At 66.0% G+C, this 21,747-nt stretch carries 20 protein-coding genes; 10 read left to right on the top strand and 10 right to left on the bottom strand.

Going from position 1 to position 21,747, the window contains the following annotated elements; genetic code table 11:
- Positions 1–80 precede the first annotated feature (80 nt).
- The 5 genes from ACEI37_RS00070 (at position 81) to ACEI37_RS00090 (ending at position 7,029) form a co-directional block, all read left to right on the top strand.
- Complete coding sequence (locus tag ACEI37_RS00070) at positions 81–2,132, top strand: capsular polysaccharide biosynthesis protein (RefSeq protein ID WP_373376750.1); 2,052 nt, start codon at positions 81–83, stop codon at positions 2,130–2,132.
- Positions 2,133–2,197: 65 nt separating this feature from the next.
- Positions 2,198–3,628 (top strand): capsule biosynthesis protein, encoded by a 1,431-nt coding sequence (locus tag ACEI37_RS00075; protein WP_373376751.1) that lies wholly within the window; start codon positions 2,198–2,200, stop codon positions 3,626–3,628.
- A 501-nt stretch (positions 3,629–4,129) separates the two neighbouring features.
- Complete coding sequence (locus ACEI37_RS00080) at positions 4,130–4,471, top strand: hypothetical protein (RefSeq protein WP_373376752.1); 342 nt, start codon at positions 4,130–4,132, stop codon at positions 4,469–4,471.
- Positions 4,471–5,649, top strand: coding sequence for a hypothetical protein (locus tag ACEI37_RS00085; protein WP_373376753.1), 1,179 nt, complete (start codon positions 4,471–4,473; stop codon positions 5,647–5,649). The genes ACEI37_RS00080 and ACEI37_RS00085 overlap by 1 nt, the downstream gene beginning before the upstream one ends.
- A gap of 18 nt (positions 5,650–5,667) precedes the next feature.
- Positions 5,668–7,029: a cytochrome P450 gene (locus ACEI37_RS00090; protein ID WP_373376754.1), complete on the top strand. Its 1,362-nt coding sequence runs from the start codon at positions 5,668–5,670 to the stop codon at positions 7,027–7,029.
- Positions 7,030–7,047: 18 nt separating this feature from the next.
- Here ACEI37_RS00090 and ACEI37_RS00095 read toward each other — a convergent pair whose 3' ends face one another.
- On the bottom strand, positions 7,048–7,899 hold the full coding sequence (locus tag ACEI37_RS00095; RefSeq protein WP_373376755.1) for a hypothetical protein: 852 nt from the start codon (positions 7,897–7,899) through the stop codon (positions 7,048–7,050).
- Between the two features lie 237 nt (positions 7,900–8,136).
- Between ACEI37_RS00095 and ACEI37_RS00100 the strand changes: the two genes are divergently transcribed.
- The 4 genes from ACEI37_RS00100 to alaC all read left to right on the top strand — a co-directional run bounded on the left by ACEI37_RS00100 (position 8,137) and on the right by alaC (position 11,589).
- Positions 8,137–8,844: a PadR family transcriptional regulator gene (locus ACEI37_RS00100; RefSeq protein ID WP_373376756.1), complete on the top strand. Its 708-nt coding sequence runs from the start codon at positions 8,137–8,139 to the stop codon at positions 8,842–8,844.
- A 78-nt stretch (positions 8,845–8,922) separates the two neighbouring features.
- Positions 8,923–9,750: a siderophore-interacting protein gene (locus ACEI37_RS00105; protein WP_373376757.1), complete on the top strand. Its 828-nt coding sequence runs from the start codon at positions 8,923–8,925 to the stop codon at positions 9,748–9,750.
- A 139-nt stretch (positions 9,751–9,889) separates the two neighbouring features.
- Positions 9,890–10,228, top strand: a complete 339-nt coding sequence (locus ACEI37_RS00110) for a hypothetical protein (RefSeq protein WP_373377761.1) — start codon at positions 9,890–9,892, stop codon at positions 10,226–10,228.
- 131 nt (positions 10,229–10,359) lie between these two features.
- The gene (gene alaC / locus ACEI37_RS00115; protein WP_373376758.1) at positions 10,360–11,589 is read left to right on the top strand and encodes an alanine transaminase; all 1,230 of its coding nucleotides are present in this window, start codon (positions 10,360–10,362) and stop codon (positions 11,587–11,589) included.
- A gap of 13 nt (positions 11,590–11,602) precedes the next feature.
- Here alaC and ACEI37_RS00120 read toward each other — a convergent pair whose 3' ends face one another.
- From ACEI37_RS00120 to ACEI37_RS00145, 6 genes are read right to left on the bottom strand one after another with little or no spacing between them, the layout of a single operon-like run.
- On the bottom strand, positions 11,603–12,268 hold the full coding sequence (locus ACEI37_RS00120) for a Crp/Fnr family transcriptional regulator (RefSeq protein WP_373376759.1): 666 nt from the start codon (positions 12,266–12,268) through the stop codon (positions 11,603–11,605).
- 14 nt (positions 12,269–12,282) lie between these two features.
- Positions 12,283–13,416 (bottom strand): enoyl-CoA hydratase/isomerase family protein, encoded by a 1,134-nt coding sequence (locus ACEI37_RS00125; protein ID WP_373376760.1) that lies wholly within the window; start codon positions 13,414–13,416, stop codon positions 12,283–12,285.
- 9 nt (positions 13,417–13,425) lie between these two features.
- Positions 13,426–14,196 carry an enoyl-CoA hydratase gene (locus ACEI37_RS00130; RefSeq protein WP_373376761.1) on the bottom strand — a complete coding sequence of 257 codons (771 nt, stop codon included), beginning with the start codon at positions 14,194–14,196 and terminating at the stop codon, positions 13,426–13,428.
- Positions 14,193–15,098, bottom strand: coding sequence for a 3-hydroxyisobutyrate dehydrogenase (mmsB, locus tag ACEI37_RS00135; RefSeq protein WP_373376762.1), 906 nt, complete (start codon positions 15,096–15,098; stop codon positions 14,193–14,195). Before mmsB ends, ACEI37_RS00130 begins: the two co-directional genes overlap by 4 nt.
- Before the next feature lie 39 nt (positions 15,099–15,137).
- Complete coding sequence (locus ACEI37_RS00140; protein WP_373376763.1) at positions 15,138–16,661, bottom strand: CoA-acylating methylmalonate-semialdehyde dehydrogenase; 1,524 nt, start codon at positions 16,659–16,661, stop codon at positions 15,138–15,140.
- Between the two features lie 52 nt (positions 16,662–16,713).
- Complete coding sequence (locus tag ACEI37_RS00145; RefSeq protein WP_373376764.1) at positions 16,714–17,847, bottom strand: acyl-CoA dehydrogenase family protein; 1,134 nt, start codon at positions 17,845–17,847, stop codon at positions 16,714–16,716.
- Positions 17,848–17,998: 151 nt separating this feature from the next.
- On the opposite strand from ACEI37_RS00145, the gene ACEI37_RS00150 reads away from it, so the two are divergent.
- Positions 17,999–19,012 (top strand): AraC family transcriptional regulator, encoded by a 1,014-nt coding sequence (locus tag ACEI37_RS00150; RefSeq protein ID WP_373376765.1) that lies wholly within the window; start codon positions 17,999–18,001, stop codon positions 19,010–19,012.
- An 8-nt stretch (positions 19,013–19,020) separates the two neighbouring features.
- Here the strand turns inward: ACEI37_RS00150 and fghA are convergent, their stop codons facing one another.
- From fghA to ACEI37_RS00165, 3 genes are all read right to left on the bottom strand, one after another.
- Positions 19,021–19,863, bottom strand: coding sequence for an S-formylglutathione hydrolase (fghA, locus tag ACEI37_RS00155; protein WP_373376766.1), 843 nt, complete (start codon positions 19,861–19,863; stop codon positions 19,021–19,023).
- A 13-nt stretch (positions 19,864–19,876) separates the two neighbouring features.
- Positions 19,877–20,983, bottom strand: a complete 1,107-nt coding sequence (locus tag ACEI37_RS00160) for an S-(hydroxymethyl)glutathione dehydrogenase/class III alcohol dehydrogenase (protein ID WP_373376767.1) — start codon at positions 20,981–20,983, stop codon at positions 19,877–19,879.
- 175 nt (positions 20,984–21,158) lie between these two features.
- Complete coding sequence (locus tag ACEI37_RS00165) at positions 21,159–21,743, bottom strand: glycerol-3-phosphate responsive antiterminator (RefSeq protein ID WP_373376768.1); 585 nt, start codon at positions 21,741–21,743, stop codon at positions 21,159–21,161.
- Positions 21,744–21,747 lie beyond the last annotated feature (4 nt).

Genomic DNA, 21,747 nt, shown 5'->3' on the forward strand with positions numbered 1-21,747 from the left:
GGTGCCCTGTGAGTAAGGTTTCCCTTTCTTGCAATCCGCACATCGTGTCAATTCGCGACGTAGGACTTTGGCGCCAGCGCATGTTGCCGGCTTTCCTGGATGGCCCCCTGCGGTTTTCGTACCCGGGCTTGGAAACGACCGAAGTTGTTCATATTGGGTGGGGCCGCAAGCCCAGTGGGAGGCGCGCTCGAGTCCGAGCATCGGCAAGCGGAGCGCGATGCCTTTTGCTCGAAGACGGTTTCCTGCGCTCGCTGTGTCCCGGACCGTCCTCTCAGACATGCTCGCTGGTAGTGGATGATCGTGGCATCTATTACGACGCCTCGCAGCCTTCCCGGTTGGAAGAGCTGGTGTCCACGCCGTTGCTGCCTGCAGAGCATACCAGGGCGCGGCAACTGATCGAACGGTGGTGCGGCGCCGGCATTTCCAAATACAACTATGCGCCGGCTCCGGTATCGCTGCCGGCACAGCCTTACGTGCTGGTCGTCGACCAGACCGCAAATGATGCTTCGGTGCAGTTTGGCCAGGCGAGCGGCGATAGTTTCCGCCACATGCTTGAGTCTGCGTCGCAGACGTATCCGGATTGCAAAATCCTGGTCAAGGAGCATCCTGAAGTAGCGCTCGGGCGAAAGCGTGGCTATCTCGGCCAGATTCTCGATCACGGCGACTATCCGCGCGTGGAGCGGCTTCAGGACGACGTCCACGTAGTGCCGCTGATCCGCGGCGCGCGCGCCGTCTTCGTGGTTACCTCGCAGGTCGGCTTCGAGGCGCTCCTGCACGGCAAGACGGTTCATACGTTCGGCATGCCTTTCTATGCCGGTTGGGGCCTGACGATTGATGCATTGCCCGCGCCGAGCAGGCGGCATCCCGTTTCGGTGGAGCAACTGGCATTTGGCACGCTGGTTAGATACTCGCGCTATGTCCAGCCTCATACCGGAAACCGTTGTGAGGTGGAGGACGCCATCGATTACCTGGCGCTGCAACGCCGGATGGCTCAGCAGTTTCCGCGGCGTCTGCATGCAGTCGGTTTTTCGCGCTGGAAGCGGAAAATCCTGAAGGACTTCCTGCAAGGTCATGACGTAATTTTCCATCGCGGTCTGCGATCTGTACCGCAGGGCGCGACGTTGCTGCGCTGGGGCCAGAGTGTCGACGCAACGGTGCGTCCGGATCTATCGGTAGTCACGGTAGAGGATGGCTTCCTGCGATCTGTCGGCCTTGGCGCGCAGCTGGTCCGGCCGCTGTCGTGGGTGTTTGATCGTTCCGGCATCTACTACGACGCGACCGGTGAGTCCGACCTCGAACGATTGCTGGCGAATGCCGAGTTCGACGTCGCTGTTCTTTCGCGTGCCGCGCAATTGCGCGAATCCATCATCGATGCCGGGCTCACCAAGTACAACGTCGGGTCAGGAATCTGGACCCGGCCTGCAGGCGTTGGCCATGTGATTCTGGTCGTCGGCCAGGTGGAGGCGGATGCGTCGCTGCGTTTCGGGGCACCTGGCAACTGCACCAACCGCGCGCTGCTGGAGGCGGCGCGCGCCGAGGCGCCTGGCGCGTATCTGGTCTATAAGCCCCATCCAGATGTCATGAGCGGCTTGCGCGGCAATCGCGACGAGGAAAGAGCGCTCGAGGCGCTGTGCGACGAACTGGTGATGGATTGTCCGATGGACCGGCTTATCGCCGCTGTCGACGGCGTCCATGTCCTGACCTCGCTTGCCGGGTTCGAGGCCCTGCTTCGTGGCAAGCCGGTCACGACGCATGGCGCGCCGTTCTATGCCGGTTGGGGCCTCACGGATGACCGCTGCGAAATGCCGCGTCGGCATCGTCGTCTTTCGCTCGACATGCTCGTTGCGGGTGCGCTGATCCTGTATCCGCGCTATGTCTTGCGCGATGGCAAGCATGGATTCGCGACGCCGGAAATTGTGGTGGACCACATCTTGTCGTGGCGCGATGAGGTGCCAGCCCGTGCCTCGGGACTCCGGCGCCATTTGATCCAATCACTGCTGCGGCCATGGATCCGCTGGCGTGACGGCGCCGCTCGGCGAGACAGTCGGAGGCCCGGAGGAGCCGACGCTGCCGGTCTGGCGCATCCGCAGCATTGCACGGCGCATCGACGGGTATCTGCGCCAGAGCAATAAGACGCTGCGGAACAAAGACAGAATCACAAATAACGGAATACAAGAGCAGCAAGAGGGTCGAGGAAATGTTGTCGTTCAGGAAGCCGTCCGGAAGTATCGACATCCCCAGTCTGTCGAAGGGAAGCAAAGGGGCCACTCCGCACGATGCTGCAGGGCCTGCCGCGACGGAGCCGGCGAGCCTGGAACAGATTGCCAACCATCGCCGCGTCCTGCTGCTGCAAGGACCGAACGGCCCGTTCTTCGCGCGCCTGCGCGACCTGCTAACGGCCAAAGGCTGCCAGGTCACCAAAGTCAACTTCAACGGCGGCGACGATGCCTTCTATCGTCGCGGTGACATTGTCAGGTTCGTGCAGCCGATGGTGCTGTGGGAATCAGTCCTCCGTAGCCTGGTTGCGGAGCGCCGTATCGACGCCATTGTGGTATTCGGCACCAGCCGTCGCCAGCACCGCATTGGCGCGCGCGTGGCCGATGCTCTGGGTATTGCATTCTGGGCATTCGAAGAAGGCTACGTGCGCCCCGACTACATCACGCTGGAGTGCGGAGGCGTGAATGCGGATTCTCCACTTGCCCCGCTTGCGATCCCGGAGATTCCAAAGGTCACTGTGCCGGCGAAGCCCCGCAAGTTCCGGCATTCGTTCCGCAAGATGGCGCTGTACTCGTTCTGGTACTTTGCCGCTGGCATGACGGGTGCGCGCCGCTATCCGCATTACCAGCATCACAAGCCTTTCGCCTTGCACGAACTGGGGCAATGGATACGGGCGGCATACCGCAAGCAGGTTTATCGCTGGCAGGAACGGCCGCTGCGCGAGCAGTTGCTTGCGAACGATCATCCCCACTTTTTTCTGGCTCCGCTGCAGGTCTACAACGATAGCCAGATTCGCGTGCACAGCCCGTGGCGCAGGATCGAGGACTTCATCGAGTGGACCGCACATTCCTTTGCCGAGCATGCGCCTGCCGACAGCGTGCTGGTGTTCAAGCACCATCCCATGGATCGGGGTCATACCGACTACGCGGCCATTATTGAGGCATGCGCCGCACGCTTCGGTGCCAGTGGCCGCATCGTCTATATTCACGATGCCCACCTGCCTTCGTTGCTGCACCGATGCATGGGATTGGTGACGGTGAACTCCACGACCGGTTTGCAGGCCTTGTTTCACCGCGTTCCCGTCATTGCGCTTGGCCGCTGCTTCTACGCCAAGCCCGGTCTGACTTACCAGGGGTCCCTGGATGCCTTCTGGAATGATCCAGGCGCTGTCGACATGCGGGTCTATTCGCGCTTTCGCAACTACCTGGTGCGGGTGTCGCAGATCAACTCGTCGTTCTATGCCGACGACATGCTGGTGCCCGTTCCGGAGCAGCGTCGCAAGGATCTGCAAAGGCGAAAACTGGCGCGGCTGCTGTTTGTCGCCGGTCTCGTCACCGCCGATGCCTATAGCGGTCGGGTCTGGGATATCAACGCAACCGTTAGCGTACTGGCTGCGCTGCTGGTTGGATGATCGATACGGCCGGTGGGTCCGGCTGATGCTGCGCATGACAGAGTCATTTCCTTGCCTCCGTCATACGTGTTCGTCGCGCCAGTCTTGCGCAGCCGATTCCATCACGAAGGCGGCAAGTCCAATCACTGCAAATAGAACAAGGCTGAGAACCAGCATGCGAGTCCTTTGTCGAGCGTTCGGCTCCGTGTTTTATTCAACGGCTCACGCATGCCAGTTACAAATTGGAGGAAACCCGAATGCCAGCCACGTTTGCGTAGCAGTGAATTACTGTCTTGTTCGCGCCCGGAAAGCTGTTCGTGGGCGCCGACGGGATATTGTTTCAAAACTACAACAGTCCAGACGGTAGCATTCCTGAGCCGATCCGGTTGGACGGATATCCGCCGTGACAGGCCGGATCTGTCGCTATACTGTCGGGCGCCCTGGCGCCCTTGGCATTGCCGGATAGCAGGTCCACCCGCATTACCCCCGCTGCGCCCCCAGCCCCCACTCTTTGCCCCCGCCATGAGAGAACGCATTGCCGGCTTCCTGCTGATGATCTTTATCGTCCCGTTGGCCGTCCTCGGATACCTCCTGATCGCCTATATCGGTTTTTTCGGCAAGACCGAGCGCGGCCGGGCAGGGGTGCGGGCACTCGATCATTTCGTCAATGCGACGCTGTTCAATGGCTATGCCTGGGAGTCGGTGTCTTCGCACGCCTGGCGCGAACAGCATCGCTGGTGGGCCCGTTTCATCATCTGGTTTACCGACAAGTTCCAGCAGGACCACTGCCGGCGCGCCAACAAGCGTGAGCAGCCGATCGTGGACCTGGTACTGAAGAAGAATCTGCACCACCGGACGCAATGATGAGCGCTGCCCTTCAGGAAATACCCGCGCAGGCTGCTCCGGGACTCGTAAGGCGACGCAAGGTCTATTACGTCAGCGGCTTCGATCCACGCGGCGCAGCGTTCTATCACCGCCTGTATCGCGAAGAGTCGGCGAAGCAGGCCGTCCATCATGGCGGTTCGGTCGCCGTAGGTGCGCGCTCGCGGCTGGGTGAGCATGTCAGCGCCTGGAACGTCGACAGTGAATGGGATGGCCATTCGGTTTCCACGGAGTACCAGTTCCTGCATTGGGACGACCTGGTGCGTCGGCACTGGGAGCCGAGCCTGCCGCGGCTGGTGCTGGCGACGCTCGCGAGCTATGCGCGCTATATCGGTTGCGGCGCGTTCGGCCGCCTCAGCAAGACCTTCCGCGGGCCTTTCTTCAGTGCGTTGTATCCGCTGGTTTATCTGGCGCTGCTGCTGATGCTGTCGTTGGGTTTCGGGATTGGCGCTTCGGCGGCGCTGTCAGCGGTGGGCGTGCATGGATGGCTGGCGGTGGCGGGCGGGATGGCCGCCGGCGCCGTGCTGTTCGGCGGCGGGGTTGCGCTGGCGAACCGCCTGGCGGTGTTCTGGCTGCTGCGGATCTACCGTTTCGTGCAGTCGTGGGGCGAGCGCGAGCCCGAGGACGTCCGGCAGCGCATCGATGCGTTTGCGGACTGGATCCGCCGTGACCTGGAGGCATCGCCCTGCGATGAGGCACTGGTGGTGGGCCATAGCGTCGGCTCGATCGTCGGCGTGTCGCTGGCGGCGCGCCTGGCAGATGCGTTGACACCGGCGCAGCGCCGCGGCCTGACGCTGGTGACGCTGGGGCAATGCATTCCGCTTTTGAGCCTGATGCCGTCGGCCACTGCGTTCCGCCGCGACCTGCAGCGGCTGTCAACGGAGCGGGAGATGCAATGGCTGGACATGAACGCCCGTGCCGATTCGCTGTGTTTCTCGCAGGCCAATCCGCTCGATATCTCGGGCATTGCCGGCGCGGCCGCGGGCCGGCCCACCGCACAGGTGGTGCGCCCGTTCCGCATGTTCGGCAAGCAGGAATACGCGCGCATGAAGCGCAGCAAGCAGCGCCTGCATTTCCAGTATCTGATGGCAAGCGCCTTGCCTAACGAGTATGACTATTTCCGGATGACGGCCGGCCCGCGTCGCATCCAGCCTTTCTGATACCCGCAGTTCGCCCCCATGAATTTCCAGCCCCCGTATCCCAAGCCGCACGTGCGCAAGAGTTCGTTCCTGTTGCGCTTCCTGCGTGGCTGGAATTCCTGGATCGATGTGCTGTTCGAGCGCAGCTATTCGATGAAGATGGGCAAGATCTCGCAGCCCGGCATGGACATCTTCATGGTGAACGATGCCGACTGGGTGCGCCGGATCCTGGGGGATGCGCATGCGTATCCCAAGCACAAGCTGATGCACCGGATGCTGGAGCCGCTGCTGGGCACCAGCATCTTCACCACCAACGGTGACCTATGGGAGCGGCAGCGCCGTCTGGTGGAGCCGGCGTTCGCGCAGGCGCGGCTCAGGCTGGTGTTCGCACTGATGGCCGATTCGGTGGCGGGCATGACACAACGCCTGGATGAGGTGGCGGACGGGCGTTCGTTCGAGGTCGACGGCGAGATGACCTACGTGACGGCGGACATCATCTTCCGCACCATCCTGTCGGAAACCCTGGAAGAATCCGCGGCGAAGGAGATCTACGACGCCTTCCTGGAATTCCAGCATCACGCGCAGCGGGCGATGATCCTGATGATCTACCGGCTGCCGCCGGTGTTTTCGGGGTGGGCCAGCAAGCGCGCGGCGAAGAAGATCCGTGCCATCCTGTCAGGCATCATCGCGCGGCGGATGGCGGAGCGCGACAGCGGGCTGGGTAGCGCAAGGCAGGACATCCTGGCCGCCATGATGGATGCCGTCGATCCGGTAAGCGGCGATCGGTTTACCTATGAAGACCTGGTGGACCAGGTCTGCATGCTGTTCCTGGCCGGGCATGAGACGTCGGCCAGCGCGCTGACGTGGGCGCTTTACCTGATTTCGCAATGCCCGCACCTGCAGGACCAGATGCTGGCGGAGATCCAGGCCGCGGTGGGGGACCGGGATTTCGAGCTGAGCGACATCAAGGGCCTGCCGACCGTGGGCAACGTCTTTCGCGAAACACTGCGCCTGTACCCGCCGGTGGGGTTCTTCGTGCGCGAGGCCGCGCAGTCCCAGTGCATCCGGGACAAGTCGGTCAAGCAGGGCTCACCGATCCTGATTTCGCCGTGGCTCCTGCATCGGCACCGCACGCTGTGGGAGCGGCCGGACGAGTTCGACCCGGATCGTTTCGACACGCCGGCCGGCAAGGAGTCGTCGAAGTGCGCGTATATCCCGTTCAGCAAGGGGCCACGCGTATGCATCGGCGCTGCCTATGCGACGCAGGAAGCCGTGCTGATACTCGCCAGCATCGTCCGCCGGTATCGCGTCGAAGCAGATCCGGGGCATGTGCCGATGGTGGTGGGGCGCGTAACCATCCGTTCGGGCAACGGGGTGCGCGTCCGCCTGGAGCGCCGCTGACCTGCGTTTTCGCGGCGCCTAGAACCCTCTGACCCGCAAGCCAATCGAGAGCATCCCGTAAGTCCCGTCAAGCCGGCTTGCGGAGACCGGGTTGTACAACGTCGGCACATAACCCATCAGGCTGTTATGCGCTCCTTGTCCACGCACGAAGACGTCGACGTGCCGGTTGACCGCGTAGGCTGCCTGCAGCAGCACGGTCTGGTTGAACGGTGTCCTGGCAGAGCCATAGGCCATGTAGCGGTTATCCAGTTCGCGGAAGAAGTACTGGACGTGGTAACCCGCGGTCAGGCTCCACGCACCCAGGCCCCAGCGCCATGAGCCGCCCGCGCCGACGAATGCGCTGCCGTCGTTGAAACTGCTGCCGGCGTCGATACCGACATCGGCGGCATTGAGTTGGAAGCCGCCGCCGATAAAGCCGGTCAGCACCTGGCCGGGCCAGCGACGGCCGGTGTAGATCAGATCGGCTTGCAACTGCGTGTCGTTCGGGTGAGCGATGCTGTAGCCGGCGAGCTTGTTCCCCAGCATTGCGCCGGATTTGCGCGGGTTGCCGGTGTAGTTTGCCCAGGCCGGCAGGCGCAGCGTCAGTTTGCGGCCGATTCCGGCGGCGTCATCGCCATGACTGACATGGCGGCGCCAATAGCCTGCTTCCAGCGACCAGTCTGGCGACAGCTTATAGCCGAGCCGCAAATGACCGCCCTGATAATGGGTACCCATGTCGTACGCCGGTTCGGCGTAATAGCCCCGCGCCGCCGCCCCCACCGGATCCGCGCTCAGCAGCCCATCCTCCATGGCGCCGAACGCCACCCCAGCAGGCGCCAGCATCATGGCGCCGATGCAGGCCCTCAGCCTGCGCTGAATCCTGGCGTCCATCTTTGTCCCCCGGTTGGCCTGTTGTTGTTCACTGTCGTGCCGGCCATGGCACCGTCTGTCGCGATGCTGGCGTTAAAGGAATGTTGGAAAGCGGCAGGACGATAGACAACCCACGTTGGTACGCCATCGCACGCACGGCAGTCCCCGCAGTACGTTGCCCGGTAAAGGAAGGCTCCTTGACTTTAGCTCGTACGATATATATCGTAAGATATGTCTAGCGACATACAGGAGAGCTCCATGCATCACCACCACCCGCATCACCCCGGCTTCCGTGCCTATCCGGACCTTCTCGGGAGGGCCCGCCATCTCATAATGCGCCTGGCCCCGCACATGACTCATCACGCCATGAGCCGCGGCCACGGCAGCTTCTGGGGCGGTCGCGACGACGACGCTTTCGGTCCCGGCGGCCCCGGCGGCTTCGACGAGGAAGGCTGGCGCCGTGGCCGCAAGTTCAGCGCCGACGACCTGCAATTGCTGCTGCTGTCGCTGCTGGAAGAAAAGCCCAGCCACGGCTACGAACTGATCAAGGCGCTGGAGACCCGTACCAACGGCTTCTACAAGCCCAGCCCCGGCGTGGTCTATCCTGCGCTGACCTACCTGGAAGAAGTCGGCTATGCCACGGTCGACACCGAAGGCAACAAGAAGCGCTACCAGTTGTCGGAGACCGGCAGGGCGCACCTGGCGGCCAATCGGGAGCGTGTCGATGTCATGGTGGCGCGGCTGCGCCATGTGGCGCGCAAGATGGAGTGGATGCGCCGGGCGATGCGTGGCGAGCAGCAGCCCGAGCCGGAGCAGGGCGGCTGGCTGCCCGAGCTGATGCAGGCGCGCGCCGCGCTGAAGCAGGCGCTGGTGATGCGCAGCGAAGCGAGTGCCGACGAGCAGCGCCGCATTGCTGCGATCCTGGCGCGCGCGGCGGCTGAGATCGAAGCGGGCCCGCAGGCCTGAACCATGGCGCTGACCCTGGCATCGGCCTTCGGCAATCGTGCCTGGCAGGCGCAGGGCGCGCAGACAAGGAATTCCGATATGACGACAAACGCTACTGAACCCGCACGCAACCTGACCGTCGAGCGCGTGCGCCATCCGCTGAAGATGCGCCTGCTGCAGGTGGTGCGCACCACGCTGGTCTCGCCGCAACTGCTGCGCGTGACGCTGGGCGGCGCCGACCTGCAGGACTTTGTCTCGGCGTCGTTCGACGATCACGTCAAGGTGTTTTTCCCGGCTGCCGGCGAGGACAAGCCGGTGCTGCCGCAGGTCACCGCGGACGGCATCGTGTTTCCGGAGGGCCAGCCGCGCCCGGCGGCACGCGACTACACGCCGCGCCGCTACGATGCGGCCAAGCAGGAGCTGGACCTCGAATTCGTGCTGCATGGCGATGGCCCCGCGTCGACGTGGGCGGCGCAGGCGCGGCCGGGCCAGTACCTGGGCGTGGGCGGGCCGCGCGGTTCGTTCGTGGTGCCGACAGGGTTCGACTGGCACCTGCTGGTCGGCGACGATACGGCGCTGCCGGCGATCGCGCGCAGGCTGGAAGAGCTGGGTGCCGGCACCCATGCCATCGTCGTGATGGAAGTGGGCGATGCCGCCGCGCAGATCCCGCTGCCGAGCGCCGCGCACGTCGACCTGCACTGGCTGCATCGCGGCGATGCGCCGGAAGGCAGCCTGCTTGAAGGCGCGCTGCGCGAATTGGCGCTGCCGCGTGGCGAAGGCTATGTGTGGGCCGCAGGCGAGGGCGCGGCGATGAAGGCCGTGCGCCAGTACCTGGTCATGGAGCGCGGCATCGACAAGAAGCGCATTCGCGCGTCGGCCTACTGGAAGCGCGGGGCGGCGGCGGTGCACGAGACGCTGGACGACTGAGCGCTGCGACGCGGTGTACGCGGGCGCGGGCATGTCCTAAGATGGCGGCATAGCCATCGTTCTCGCCATCTCCAGGAGCAGCGCCGTGCCGTTTGCCATCAAGCCATTGCGCCTTGCCGCCGCGGCGGCCTCCATCGCCATGCTGGCCGCGTGCGCGCCGGACTCCGTGCGCAATATCGAGGCCCGTGGCTTCAACGCCTATCTCGATTCGCTGCAGACCGCGTGCCCCAATATGGTGGTCGGCTCCAGCAATATCAGCGAGTGGCTGCGCACCAGCGGCAGCCGGGACGATGACAACTACGTCTACTGGCTGGACCAGACCTCGCGGCTGTACTACCGTCGCATTTCCCCGGCACAGTATCGCGATTCGGTCAGCGCCGCGCTTGGCGGCAAGTCGGATGCGCGCGCGCTGGACTGCATCGTGCGCAACCTGCCGGCGGACCGGCCGACGCATCCGCCGGGCGGCAAGCTGCTCTGAACGGTCGCGCACGGTCGCACATGGCCGTTGTGCAATCTTTGCATCCCCGCTAACATAAGTCCCCGGCAGACGAGACAACGTCTGCCGACGTCGCTCGGACGGTTCCGGGCGCTTACGTAAAGGACTTCCTCATGACTGCCGCTTCCTCCGGCAAGCGCCGCTTTGCGCGCATCGATCGCCTTCCCCCGTACGTTTTCAATATCACCGCCGAGCTGAAGATGGCCGCCCGCCGCCGTGGCGAGGACATCATCGACATGAGCATGGGCAATCCCGATGGCGCCACGCCGGCGCATATCGTGGCCAAGCTGACCGAAGCGGCGCAGCGGCCCGATACGCACGGCTATTCGGCATCCAAGGGCATTCCGCGCTTGCGCCGCGCGATCTCGCACTGGTACCGCCAGCGCTATGACGTCGAGATCGATGCGGATACCGAGGCCATCGTCACCATCGGTTCCAAGGAAGGTCTCGCGCACCTGATGCTGGCCACGCTGGATCGCGGCGACACCGTGCTGGTGCCCGATCCCAGCTATCCGATCCATATCTACGGTGCGGTCATCGCCGGGGCGGATATCCGCTCGGTGCCGCTGGTGCCGGGCATTGACTTCTTTGCCGAGCTGGAGCGCGCCATTCGCGGCAGCTATCCCAAGCCCAAGATGATCGTGCTGGGATTTCCGTCCAACCCGACGGCGCAATGCGTGGAGCTGGATTTCTTCGAGCGCGTGATCGCGCTGGCGCGCAAGCACGATATCTTCGTGGTGCATGACCTGGCCTACGCGGATATCGTCTTCGATGGCTGGAAGGCACCGTCGATCATGCAGGTGCCGGGCGCCAAGGACATCGCGGTGGAATTCTTCACGCTGTCCAAGAGCTACAACATGGCGGGCTGGCGCGTGGGCTTCATGGTTGGCAACCCGGACCTGGTGGCGGCGCTGACGCGCATCAAGAGCTATCACGACTACGGCACCTTCACGCCGCTGCAGATCGCGGCCATTGCCGCGCTGGAAGGTGACCAGCAATGCGTCAGCGAGATCGCCGCGCAATACCAGTCGCGCCGCGACGTGCTGGCGCGCGGGCTGATTGAGGCGGGCTGGCCGGTGGAGATCCCGAAGGCCTCGATGTATATCTGGGCGCGGATTCCCGAACCGTACCGCGCGCTGGGCTCGCTGGAGTTCTCGAAGCAGCTGCTGGCCAAGGCCAAGGTGTCGGTGTCGCCCGGCATCGGCTTTGGCGACTATGGCGACGAGTACGTGCGCTTTGCGCTGATCGAGAATGAATCGCGCATCCGGCAGGCGGTGCGCGGTATCAAGGCGATGTTCCGGGCGGACGGGCTGGTGAAGCCATCGACGGCCTCACAAGCATGAACCCGCGCCGCGCTCAGTAGCGGCGCAGCGCCTCCAGGTCGAGCACATGCACGGCGCCGTGCTCGACCGCCAGCAAGCCTTCGCTCTCCAGCACCTTGAGCGCCGCATTGGCCCGCTGGCGCGAAATCCCCGCCAGCAGGCCCACTTCCTCCTGTGTCAGATGCAGCGCCGGACCCAGGCCAGGGCATAGCACCGGATTGAACAGCGTCGCCAGCGCCCGCGCCACACGGCCCTCGATGCCATGCAGCCGCTCATGCTCGACGGTGGCGATGAACAGGCCGAGCCGTTCGTTGAGCTGGTCGAGCAGGTAGCGGTTGAAGGGCAGGCTGGTTTCCTGCAGCCACCGGAACGTGGCACCCGGCATGCAGGCGATGCGGGAATCGCGCAGCGCCACGACGTCATAGCGCAGCGCCTCGCGCTTGAGGAGCGAGCCTTCGCCGAGCCAGCCGCCGGCCGGCACGCCGGTAAGCGTGGCACGCTTGCCGGACGGCGAGGCGCAATGCACCTTGACCAGGCCGTCGGCGACGCCCAGCCAGCTGTCGGCGAGGTCGCCCTTGCGGATGACATAGGCGCCTTGCGGCACCGCGCGCTCGCGCAGCTCGGTGCGCACGCGCTCGCGTTGCACCGGTGTCAGTGCCGCGGCCCAGGGGCTGCGCGCCAGCAGCGCGTCGAGGCTCACGGCAGCGCATCCGCTCAGTGGTACGGGGGCAGGGGCAGCGGCTGCTCGCCCGGCGCCCACCACGGCCGGAACAGTGCCTGGACCTCGGCATTATTCACCGCGTCATAGCTGGTGACGCGCCAGTGCGGGGCGTTGTCCTTGTCGACGATCAGCGCGCGTACACCCTCGACGAAATCGCCTTGTGCGAAGGTGTTGACCACCACCGCCAGTTCCATGCGGAAGCAGTCGGCCAGGTTCATCCTGCGCCCGCGCAGCAGCAGCTCGCGCGTGGCGCACGCGGACAGCGGCGAGCGGGTGCGCAGGACATCGATAGTGCGGGTGGCCCATGCGGTGTAGGCGGGGTCGTCCTGGCAAGCCAGGCCGGCCAGGATCTCCGGCAGCGTGGCGTGCCCCGCGAAATGCTGCAGCAGGGCCGGCAGCACTTGCAGCAGCGGTGCTTCGGCGACGCTGGCGACGGGCTTGCGCACCAGCGCACGGCGCAGGTCCACAAGCGTGTCATGGCCCCATTCGATGCCGGCCAGGGTTTGCTCCAGTCCGGCCAGCGTGGCACTGTCCACCGCCGCATCGGCCAGTCCACACAGCAAGGCGTCGGCTGCGCCGATGCTCACGCCGGTCAATCCCAGGTAGAGCGCCAGCGGCAGCGGCAGCTTCGATAGGAAGTGGCTGGCCCCCACATCCGGCACCAGGCCGATGCCGGTCTCGGGCATGGCCACGCGCGATCGCTCGGTGACCAGGCGCAGGTGCGCGGCCTGTGCCAGGCCCATGCCGCCGCCCATGACGATGCCGTCCATCAGCGCCACCAGCGGCTTGGGAAAGCGGTGCAGGCGGTAGTCCAGCGTGTATTCGTCGATAAAGAAGCGCCGGTGCAGCGGCGTGCCGTCGCGATAGCTGTCGGTCAGCGCGCGGATATCGCCGCCGGCGCAGAAGGCCTTGGGGCCCGCGCCGCGCAGCACCACCGCGCGGATGGCATCGTCATTTGCCCAGGCTTCGACCTGCGCGCCCAGCGCGACCACCATCGGATACGACAGGGCATTGAGCTGGCGCGGCCGGTTCAGCGTGGCAATGCCGACGCCGTTGACCACATGGAACAGCACCTCCGGCTCGGCCACATCCAGATTGGCGGCCTTGGTTTCTTCGGTCAGGCGCATGGCGCGCTCCTAGGCGTTGCGCCATTGCGGCGCGCGTTTCTCGAGGAAGGCATTGACGCCCTCGCGCTGGTCGGCATCGTCGAACAGGTCGACAAAGCGCTCTCGCTCCAGCGCCAGCGCGGCCTGGCGCGGCACGCCCTGGCGCGCCAGGTGCACCAGCCGCTTGCTGTGCGCGGCGGCACGCGGGCTGACGTTGCCGGCGCGTTCGGCCATCGCCAGCGCCGTGGCAAGGGCCTGGCCGCGCGGCACGACTTCCTCCACCAGCCCGATGCGCAGCGCGGTGGCCGCGTCGACGCGCTCGTTGGTCAGGATCATGCGCTTGGCCCAGCCTTCACCGACCAGCCACGGCAGCGTCTGCGTGCCGCAGCCGCACGGCAGCAGTCCTACGGCGGCTTCGGGCAGCGCCATCTGCGCCTGCTCCTCGGCGATGCGGATATCGCAGGCCAGTGCGCATTCCAGCCCGCCACCCATGGCATAGCCGTTGATCGCGGCAATCACCACCGGACGCGCATTATGCAGCGCCTCGAAGGCGCTGCCGAACTGCTGCGCCATCACGCGCGCGTGGGCACGGTCGCCTTCGGCAAAGCCGTTCAGGTCGGCGCCGGCGCTGAAGAATTTCTCGCCGGCTCCGGTGACGACCACGGCGCGGACTTCCGGGTTGGCATCGATCCTTGCCACCAGTTCGCGCAACTGTTGCAGACCCTCGGCGGTGAACGCGTTGGCGGGCGGTCGGCTCAGCGTCAGCGTGGCGACGTGGCCGTGCAGGGCAAACTCGATCATTGCTGGTGCTCCTTGTCCGCGGCGGACAGGTACTGGCGGATCACGCCGGAGAAGTCGAGATGGCCATCACCGGCATGGCTCACCGCCTGGTAGACCTGTTGCGCCAGCGCGCCGAGGAACAGCGGCTGCTTCACGCTGCGCGCGGCGTCCGCGGCCAGGCCGAGGTCCTTGAGCATCAGGTCGGCGCCAAAGCCGCCGCTGTAGCCCCGGCCGGCCGGCGCGGTCTCGATCACGCCGGGCCACGGATTGCAGGTGTCGGAAGCCCAGCAGCGCCCAGTGGAAGTATTGACGATGCCCGCCAGCACATTGGCATCGATGCCGAGCTTCACCCCCAGCGCCATCGCCTCCGAGACGCCGATCATGGAGATGCCCAGGATCAGGTTGTTGCAGATCTTGGCGACCTGGCCGGTGCCGGTGCCGCCGCAGTGGACCAGGTTGCGGCCCATGCCGGCCAGCACGGGCCGTACCTGCGCGAACAACGCTTCGGAGGCGCCGACCATGAAGGTCAGCGTGCCGGCCTGCGCGCCGACGGTGCCGCCGGAGACCGGCGCATCGGCCAGCGCATTGCCGTGCGCCTCGGCCGCGGCGGCCAGTTCGCGCACGGTGGCAGGGTCGATGGTGCTGGAGTCGACCAGCGGCACGCCGGGCCGCACTCCGGCCAGCACGCCGTCGTCGCCGAGGTAGGCACTGCGCACGTGCGCGGCCGCCGGCAGCATGGTGATGACGAAATCCGCCTCGGCCACGGCCTTGCGCGCAGAGTCCGCGCTGCCCGCGCCCTCGGCGCACAGCGATGCCACCGCGGCGGCGTTCAGGTCGAATACGGTCAGCGTGTGACCGGCCTTGAGCAGGTTGCGCGCCATGGGCGCGCCCATGTTGCCCAGGCCGATGAAGGCGATATGCATGGGGTGTCTCCTTCCGTGTCGTTTTTGAGTGCCGCCCGATTACTTCAGGCTGATCGTCGTATTCACCCCATCATTGACCGTGGCATCGTCAAACCACCGCGCCGTCACCGTCTTGGTCTGCGTGTAGAACTGCACCACCTGCTTGCCGTACGGCCCCAGGTCGCCCAGCTTGGAACCGCGCGAGCCGGTGAAGCTGAAGTAAGGCACCGGTACCGGGATGGGGATGTTGATGCCGACCTGGCCGACATCGATCTCGCTCTGGAACTTGCGCGCCGCGGCGCCGCTTTGCGTGAACACGCCGGTGCCATTGCCGAACGGGTTGCGGTTGACCAGCGCGATGGCGTCGTCCAGCGTGTCCACGCCGATCACCACCAGCACTGGTCCGAAGATCTCTTCGGTGTAGATCGACATGTCGGTCTTCACGTCGGTGAAGATGGTCGGGCCGATGAAGTTGCCTTGCGGATATCCCGGGACTTCCACCCCGCGCCCGTCCAGCACCAGCGTGGCGCCTTCGCGCTCGCCGGCGGCGATCAGGCCGAGAATGCGCTCCTTTGCCGCGACCGACACGACGGGGCCGACATCGGTGCCAGGCTCTACGCCGGCGCCTACCTTGAGCGACTTGGCGCGCGCCACCAGGTCGGGCACCCAGTCACGTGCCGCGCCCACCAGCACCACCACCGAAGTGGCCATGCAGCGCTGGCCGGCCGCGCCGAAGCCGGCGCCCGCCAGCGCATTCAGGGTCTGCTCCTTGTGCGCGTCGGGCAGCACCACCGCGTGGTTCTTGGCGCCCATCATCGATTGCACGCGCTTGCCGTGGGCACCGGCCAGGTTGTAGACATGGGTGCCGACGGCGGTGGAGCCGACGAACGACACCGCCTTGATGTCCGGGTGCGTGCACAGCGCATCGACCACGTCCTTGGCGCCGTGCACCACGTTCAGCACGCCCGGCGGCACGCCGGCTTCCAGCGCCAGCTTGACCAGCTCCATGGTCGACAGCGGATCCTGCTCGGACGGCTTGAGCACGAAGGTATTGCCGCAGACGATCGCCATCGGGAACATCCATAGCGGGATCATCGCCGGGAAGTTGAATGGGGTGATGCCGGCGCAGACGCCGATCGGCTGCTGCAGCGTGTAGGTGTCGACGGTGGCGGCGACGTTCTCGGCAAAGCCGCCTTGCTGCAGTGTGCCGATGGAGCAGGCGTGCTCGACCACTTCCAGCCCGCGGAAGATATCGCCTTCGGCATCGGCCAGAGTCTTGCCCTGCTCGGCGGTCAGGATCGCGGCGATACGCTTGCTGTGCTCGCGGATCAGCGCCTGGAAGCGCAGCATGACGCGCAGCCGCGCGCCGATCGGCGTGTGGCGCCAGGTGGCAAAGGCGCGGTGCGCGGCGCCCACGGCTGCCGCGACTTCGCTGGCGGTGGCGAGCGGCACGCGTGCCAGCACTTCCTGCGTCGCGGGGTTGACCACGTTGCGGAATTCGGTGGCGGACGAGGTCACCCATTCGCCGTTGATCAGCAGCGGTACGGTCGGCACGGCAGTGGCGGTGTTGGGCACGGCAGTCATGGTTGTCTCCGGAGGGTGTTGTTGTGCAGGGGAAGAGGGCGAGTAGAGGGGGTCAGAGGCTGCGCGCGATCAGCATGCGCTGGATCTCGCTGGTGCCTTCGTAGATCTGGGTAATGCGGGCATCGCGGTAATGGCGCTCGACCGGGTAGTCTTCGAGGTAGCCATAGCCGCCGTGGATCTGCAGCGCCTTGGAGCACACGCGCTCAGCCAGTTCCGACGCATAGAGCTTGGCCTGCGACGCTTCCGACAGGCACGGTACCCCGTCGCTGCGCATGCGCGCGGCGCGATGCACCAGCAGCCGCGCGGCATTCAGTTCGGTGGCCATGTCGGCCAGCATGTTGGCGATGGGAGGATGCTCGCGCAGCGCACGGCCGAACTGGATGCGCTCGGACGCGTAGCGGCACGCGGCCTCGAATGCCGAACGGGCGATGCCGATCGCCTGCGCGGCGATGCCGATGCGTCCGCCCTCCAGGTTGGACAGCGCGATGCGCAGGCCCTCGCCGGGCTCGCCCAGCAGCGCGTCATGCGGGACCACGCAGTCTTCCAGCGTGATGGCGCAGGTGTCCGAGGCGCGGATGCCCAGCTTCTTTTCCGGCGCATGGACGATAAATCCAGGCGTGTCGGTGGGCACCAGGAATGCGGAGATGCCTTTCTTGCCTCGCTCAGGCTCGGTGGCGGCAAACACCACCGCCACGCCCGCACGCTGGCCGTTGGTGACGAACTGCTTGCTGCCGTTGAGCACCCAGCCGTGGTCGGTAAAGCGGGCGCGGGTGCGCAGGTTGTGCGCCTCGGAGCCCGCTTGCGGTTCGGTCAGGCAGAACGCGCCGATCAGCTCGCCACTGGCCAGCCGGGCCAGGTAGCGCTCCTTCTGCGCGTCGGTGCCGTAGTGCAGGATCGGCCCGCAGCCGACCGAGTTGTGCACGCTCATCATGGTCGCGCAGGCGGCGCAGCCCGCGGCAATTTCTTCGATGGCCAGCGCGTAGGCGACATAGTCGGTGTAGGTGCCGCCCCATTCCTCGGGCACGATCATGCCCAGCAGCCCGAGCGCGCCCATTTCGGCGACGACCTCGTCTGGCAGCCGGCCGTCGCGGTCCCATTGCGCGGCGCCGCCGGCCAGCCGTTCAGTGGCAAAGGCGCGCGCGCTGTCGCGGATCATGGTTTGCTCTTCGGTGTAGTCGCTGTGCATGGCAGATTGGGTGGGCGTTTGGAGCCGCGCTGCAAGTCAGGCAGAATGCGCGCTCGGCGTTTGACCTGCGGGCAGTGTAGGAACGCCCGGGGCCGGCTCCTATGCCAAAATCCGCCAATCTTCGTGAACTCGTTTGCCACCCTCCAGCGCCATGGAAAAAGGCAGTGTCGCCATCTGTTTCGTCCACCACGCCATCGCGGGGCTGCAAGCGCGCGGCATTGACCCGGAGCCAGTGCTGCGCGGCGCCGGCATTGCACCGGCGCTGCTGGCGGTGCCGCAGGCGCGCGTTTCGGCGGCCAGCTACAGCGAGCTGTGGCTGGCCGTGGCAGCGGCGCTGGACGATGAATTCTTCGGCCAGGATTCGCGCAGCATGAAGTGCGGCAGCTTTGCCATGCTGTGCCATGCGGTGGCGGGCAGCCGCACGCTGGCGCAGGCGCTGGAGCGCATCACGCGGTACTTCCGGCTGCTGCTGGACGACATCGGCGTGCGGCTGGAGCGCCACGGCGATGAGGCCGCGCTGGTGCTGACCACGCCGAGCGCGCACCTGGGGCGGCAGCCCGGCGTGTTTGCGCAGGAAACCATGCTGATCATGCTGCATGGCCTGATGAGCTGGCTGCTGCGGCGGCGCGTGCCGGTGCGGCTGGCGGCGTTCGCCTATGCCGAACCGCCGTACAGCGCCGAGTATCGCGTCATGTATTCGCGCCAGCTGGCGTTCGCGCAGCCGGCGACGGCGCTGGTGTTCGACGCGGCGCTGCTGGAGCAGCCGGTGCGCCAGGATGAGCGCAGCCTGAAGGCCTTCCTGCGCGACGCGCCGCACAACGTGGTGGTCAAGTATTCGGACCGCAGCAGCATGGGTATGCGCGTGCGGCGGCTGCTGCGCAACCAGCGTCCGGATCAATGGCCGACCTTCGAAGACCTGGCGGTCAGCCTGAACCTGTCCGCATCGTCATTGCGGCGCCGGCTGATGGAGGAAGGTGTCAGCTACCAGGACCTGAAGGATGCGCTGCGGCGCGACCTGGCGATCGAGGCGCTCAGCCATTCCGGGCGCGCGGTCGCCGATATCGCGGCCGAACTCGGCTTTGCCGAGCCCGGGGCGTTCCACCGGGCGTTCCGGCGCTGGACCGGATCGCGCCCGGGGGCCTACCGCCGCGTGGCGGAAGGCTGAGCGCGCCGCTACAGCTGCGTGGCGTGGTGCCGGATGTGATCGGCGATAAAGCTGGTGATGAAGTAGTAGCCGTGGTCGTAGCCGCTGTGCCGGCGTAGCGTCAGCGGCTGGCCCACGGCCTGGCAGGCTGCGGCGAATGCCTCCGGATGCAGCTGGCTTTGCAGGAACTGGTCGTCCAGCCCCTGGTCGACCAGGATGCCGGCCGGGAACGGCGCACCCGGCTGGCGCGCCATCAGCTCGCTCGCGTCATATTCCGCCCAGGCGGCGCGGTCGCTGCCGAGGTAGCCGGTAAAGGCCTTTTCGCCCCACGGGCAGCGCGACGGCGCGGCGATCGGCGCGAACGCCGACACCGAGCGGAAGCGCTGCGGATGGCGCTGCGCCAGCACCAGCGCACCGTGCCCGCCCATCGAATGCCCGAAGATGCCGACGCGCGCGGCATCGCCCGGCAACGCGCTCGTGACCAGTTCGAACAGTTCTTCGGTGACATAGCTTTCCATGCGCCAGTGCTTCTGCCACGGTGCCTCCGTGGCATCGACATAAAACCCCGCGCCCACGCCGAAGTCCCACGCATCCGCTTCGCCGGGCAGGCCCGCGCCGCGCGGGCTGGTATCCGGCGCCACCAGCATCAGGCCGTGCTCGGCGGCAAAACGCTGCGCGCCGGCCTTGATCATGAAGGTCTCTTCGGTGCAGGTGAGGCCCGCCAGGTAGAACAGCACCGGCACCCGTGCCCCTGCCTGCGCCTGCGGCGGCAGGTAGACCGAGAAACGCATCGGCAGCCCGATCGCCGCCGAGTCATGGCGATAGAAGCGCTGCACGCCGCCGTGGCAGCCATGTTGAGAGATCAGTTCCATGTCGGCGCCTTCCTCAGTACAACACCACCGAACGGATCGACTCGCCGCGCTTCATCAGGTCGAAGCCGTCGTTGATGCGCTCCAGCGGCAGCGTGTGCGTGATCAGGTCGTCGATATTGAGCTTGCCTTCCATGTACCAGTCGACGATCTTCGGCACGTCGGTGCGGCCGCGCGCGCCGCCGAAGGCAGAGCCCTTCCACTCGCGTCCGGTCACCAGCTGGAACGGACGCGTCGAGATCTCCGCGCCGGCTTCGGCCACGCCGATGATGATCGACTTGCCCCAGCCCTTGTGGCAGCACTCCAGCGCCTGGCGCATGACCTGCGTATTGCCGATGCATTCGAACGAGTAGTCCGCGCCGCCGTCGGTCAGCTGGATGATGTGGTCGACCACGTTGTCGACCTCTTTCGGGTTGATGAAGTGGGTCATGCCGAACTGGCGCGCCATCGCCTCGCGCGCGGGGTTCAGGTCGACGCCGATGATCTTGTCCGCACCCACCATCTTCGCCGCCTGGATCACGTTCAGGCCGATGCCGCCCAGGCCGAACACGACCACATTGGCGCCAGCCTCGACCTTCGCCGTGAACAGCACCGCGCCCACGCCGGTGGTGACGCCGCAGCCGATGTAGCAGACCTTGTCGAACGGCGCATCCGGGCGTATCTTCGCCAGCGCGATCTCCGGCACCACGATGTGGTTGGCGAAGGTCGAGGTCCCCATGTAGTGGAAGATGGGCTTGCCGTCGATCGAAAAGCGCGCGGTGCCGTCCGGCATCAGGCCCTTGCCCTGCGTCGCGCGGATGGCCTGGCACAGGTTGGTCTTGCGCGACAGGCAGAACTTGCACTGGCGGCATTCCGGCGTGTACAGCGGGATCACGTGGTCGCCCGGCTTGAGGGAGGTCACGCCCGCGCCGACGTCGGTGACGATGCCCGCGCCCTCATGGCCCAGGATCGCCGGGAAGATGCCTTCCGGGTCGGCGCCGGACAGCGTGTAGTAGTCGGTGTGGCAGATGCCGGTGGCCTTCACTTCCACCAGCACTTCGCCGGCGCGCGGGCCGTCGAGATCGACGTCTTCGATGGTCAGCGGGGCGCCGGCTTTCCAGGCGATGGCGGCTTTGGTTTTCATGGGGGTCCTCCGGGATAACGAATATGGGCGGCTTGCGGGGTGGCGCGGCGGCTAACGCCGCGCGAGCCGGCAAGCTCGGTCCGAGGACATGACTATACGATCTTCCCGCGGTGGCAGGCCAGCTTTGGCCGATCAGCGGTCAGCGAAACCCGCCGGGCGATGCCCGGCGGCGGTTTCACGGCTGGAGCGCCTTCGCGTCCAGGCCCCACAGATTGCGGTCGCTGGTCGACACCGCGACAGCGCCATGTGCCAGCGCATCGCGGATATCGTCGCTGTTGCAGACAAAGCCCGAGGTCACGATCGGCGGCAGCGCCTTGCGGTCCGCTTCCGGCAGGTGCGACAGCATCGGCGCCGGCATCAGTTGGACCAGGTTCGGGTCGCTCTGCTCGAGTGCCTTGACGCTGCGCGGCCAGGTGGAGCGGTCGGTGACGAAGACCTTCTGCATCGTCACCATGCCGGCCCGATTGGCGCGCTGGATGGTGGCCACGCGTGTGGAGACCAGGCTGGTCACCCCGATGTCGGCAAGGTATTCGACGCCGCCCTTGTCCTGCGACAGGCCCTCGCAGCTGTCGATATTGACGATGACATACTTGCCGGCGCCAGCCAGCGTCGCGATCACGCGCTGCAGCTTGCGCAATTCGACGTTGGCGACGATGCAGACTTCGGCGACGCTTGCGAGGATGGCGTCGATCTGGTCGACACCGTAGAGCGTGCCGATCACGGGATGCCGCGTCAGGCGCGCACCGAGGGACCTGTCCATGCGG

Source organism: Cupriavidus nantongensis (genome assembly GCF_041726985.1).
Taxonomy (GTDB): domain Bacteria; phylum Pseudomonadota; class Gammaproteobacteria; order Burkholderiales; family Burkholderiaceae; genus Cupriavidus; species Cupriavidus nantongensis_A.

Bases quoted from the DNA above. Each gene is read 5' to 3' on its own strand.
- ACEI37_RS00165 (WP_373376768.1), bottom strand. From the start codon at position 21,743: ATGGACAGGTCCCTCGGTGCGCGCCTGACGCGGCATCCCGTGATCGGC.
- ACEI37_RS00140 (WP_373376763.1), bottom strand. From the start codon at position 16,661: ATGACTGCCGTGCCCAACACCGCCACTGCCGTGCCGACCGTACCGCTG.
- ACEI37_RS00125 (WP_373376760.1), bottom strand. From the start codon at position 13,416: ATGCGCCTGACCGAAGAAACCAAGGCCGCCAATCTGGATGTGGCCGAG.
- ACEI37_RS00160 (WP_373376767.1), bottom strand. From the start codon at position 20,983: ATGAAAACCAAAGCCGCCATCGCCTGGAAAGCCGGCGCCCCGCTGACC.
- alaC (WP_373376758.1), top strand. From the start codon at position 10,360: ATGACTGCCGCTTCCTCCGGCAAGCGCCGCTTTGCGCGCATCGATCGC.
- ACEI37_RS00090 (WP_373376754.1), top strand. From the start codon at position 5,668: ATGAATTTCCAGCCCCCGTATCCCAAGCCGCACGTGCGCAAGAGTTCG.
- ACEI37_RS00145 (WP_373376764.1), bottom strand. From the start codon at position 17,847: ATGCACAGCGACTACACCGAAGAGCAAACCATGATCCGCGACAGCGCG.
- ACEI37_RS00105 (WP_373376757.1), top strand. From the start codon at position 8,923: ATGACGACAAACGCTACTGAACCCGCACGCAACCTGACCGTCGAGCGC.
- mmsB (WP_373376762.1), bottom strand. From the start codon at position 15,098: ATGCATATCGCCTTCATCGGCCTGGGCAACATGGGCGCGCCCATGGCG.
- ACEI37_RS00150 (WP_373376765.1), top strand. From the start codon at position 17,999: ATGGAAAAAGGCAGTGTCGCCATCTGTTTCGTCCACCACGCCATCGCG.
- ACEI37_RS00095 (WP_373376755.1), bottom strand. From the start codon at position 7,899: ATGGACGCCAGGATTCAGCGCAGGCTGAGGGCCTGCATCGGCGCCATG.
- ACEI37_RS00085 (WP_373376753.1), top strand. From the start codon at position 4,471: ATGAGCGCTGCCCTTCAGGAAATACCCGCGCAGGCTGCTCCGGGACTC.
- ACEI37_RS00130 (WP_373376761.1), bottom strand. From the start codon at position 14,196: ATGATCGAGTTTGCCCTGCACGGCCACGTCGCCACGCTGACGCTGAGC.
- fghA (WP_373376766.1), bottom strand. From the start codon at position 19,863: ATGGAACTGATCTCTCAACATGGCTGCCACGGCGGCGTGCAGCGCTTC.
- ACEI37_RS00075 (WP_373376751.1), top strand. From the start codon at position 2,198: ATGTTGTCGTTCAGGAAGCCGTCCGGAAGTATCGACATCCCCAGTCTG.
- ACEI37_RS00070 (WP_373376750.1), top strand. From the start codon at position 81: ATGTTGCCGGCTTTCCTGGATGGCCCCCTGCGGTTTTCGTACCCGGGC.
- ACEI37_RS00110 (WP_373377761.1), top strand. From the start codon at position 9,890: ATGCTGGCCGCGTGCGCGCCGGACTCCGTGCGCAATATCGAGGCCCGT.
- ACEI37_RS00080 (WP_373376752.1), top strand. From the start codon at position 4,130: ATGAGAGAACGCATTGCCGGCTTCCTGCTGATGATCTTTATCGTCCCG.
- ACEI37_RS00100 (WP_373376756.1), top strand. From the start codon at position 8,137: ATGCATCACCACCACCCGCATCACCCCGGCTTCCGTGCCTATCCGGAC.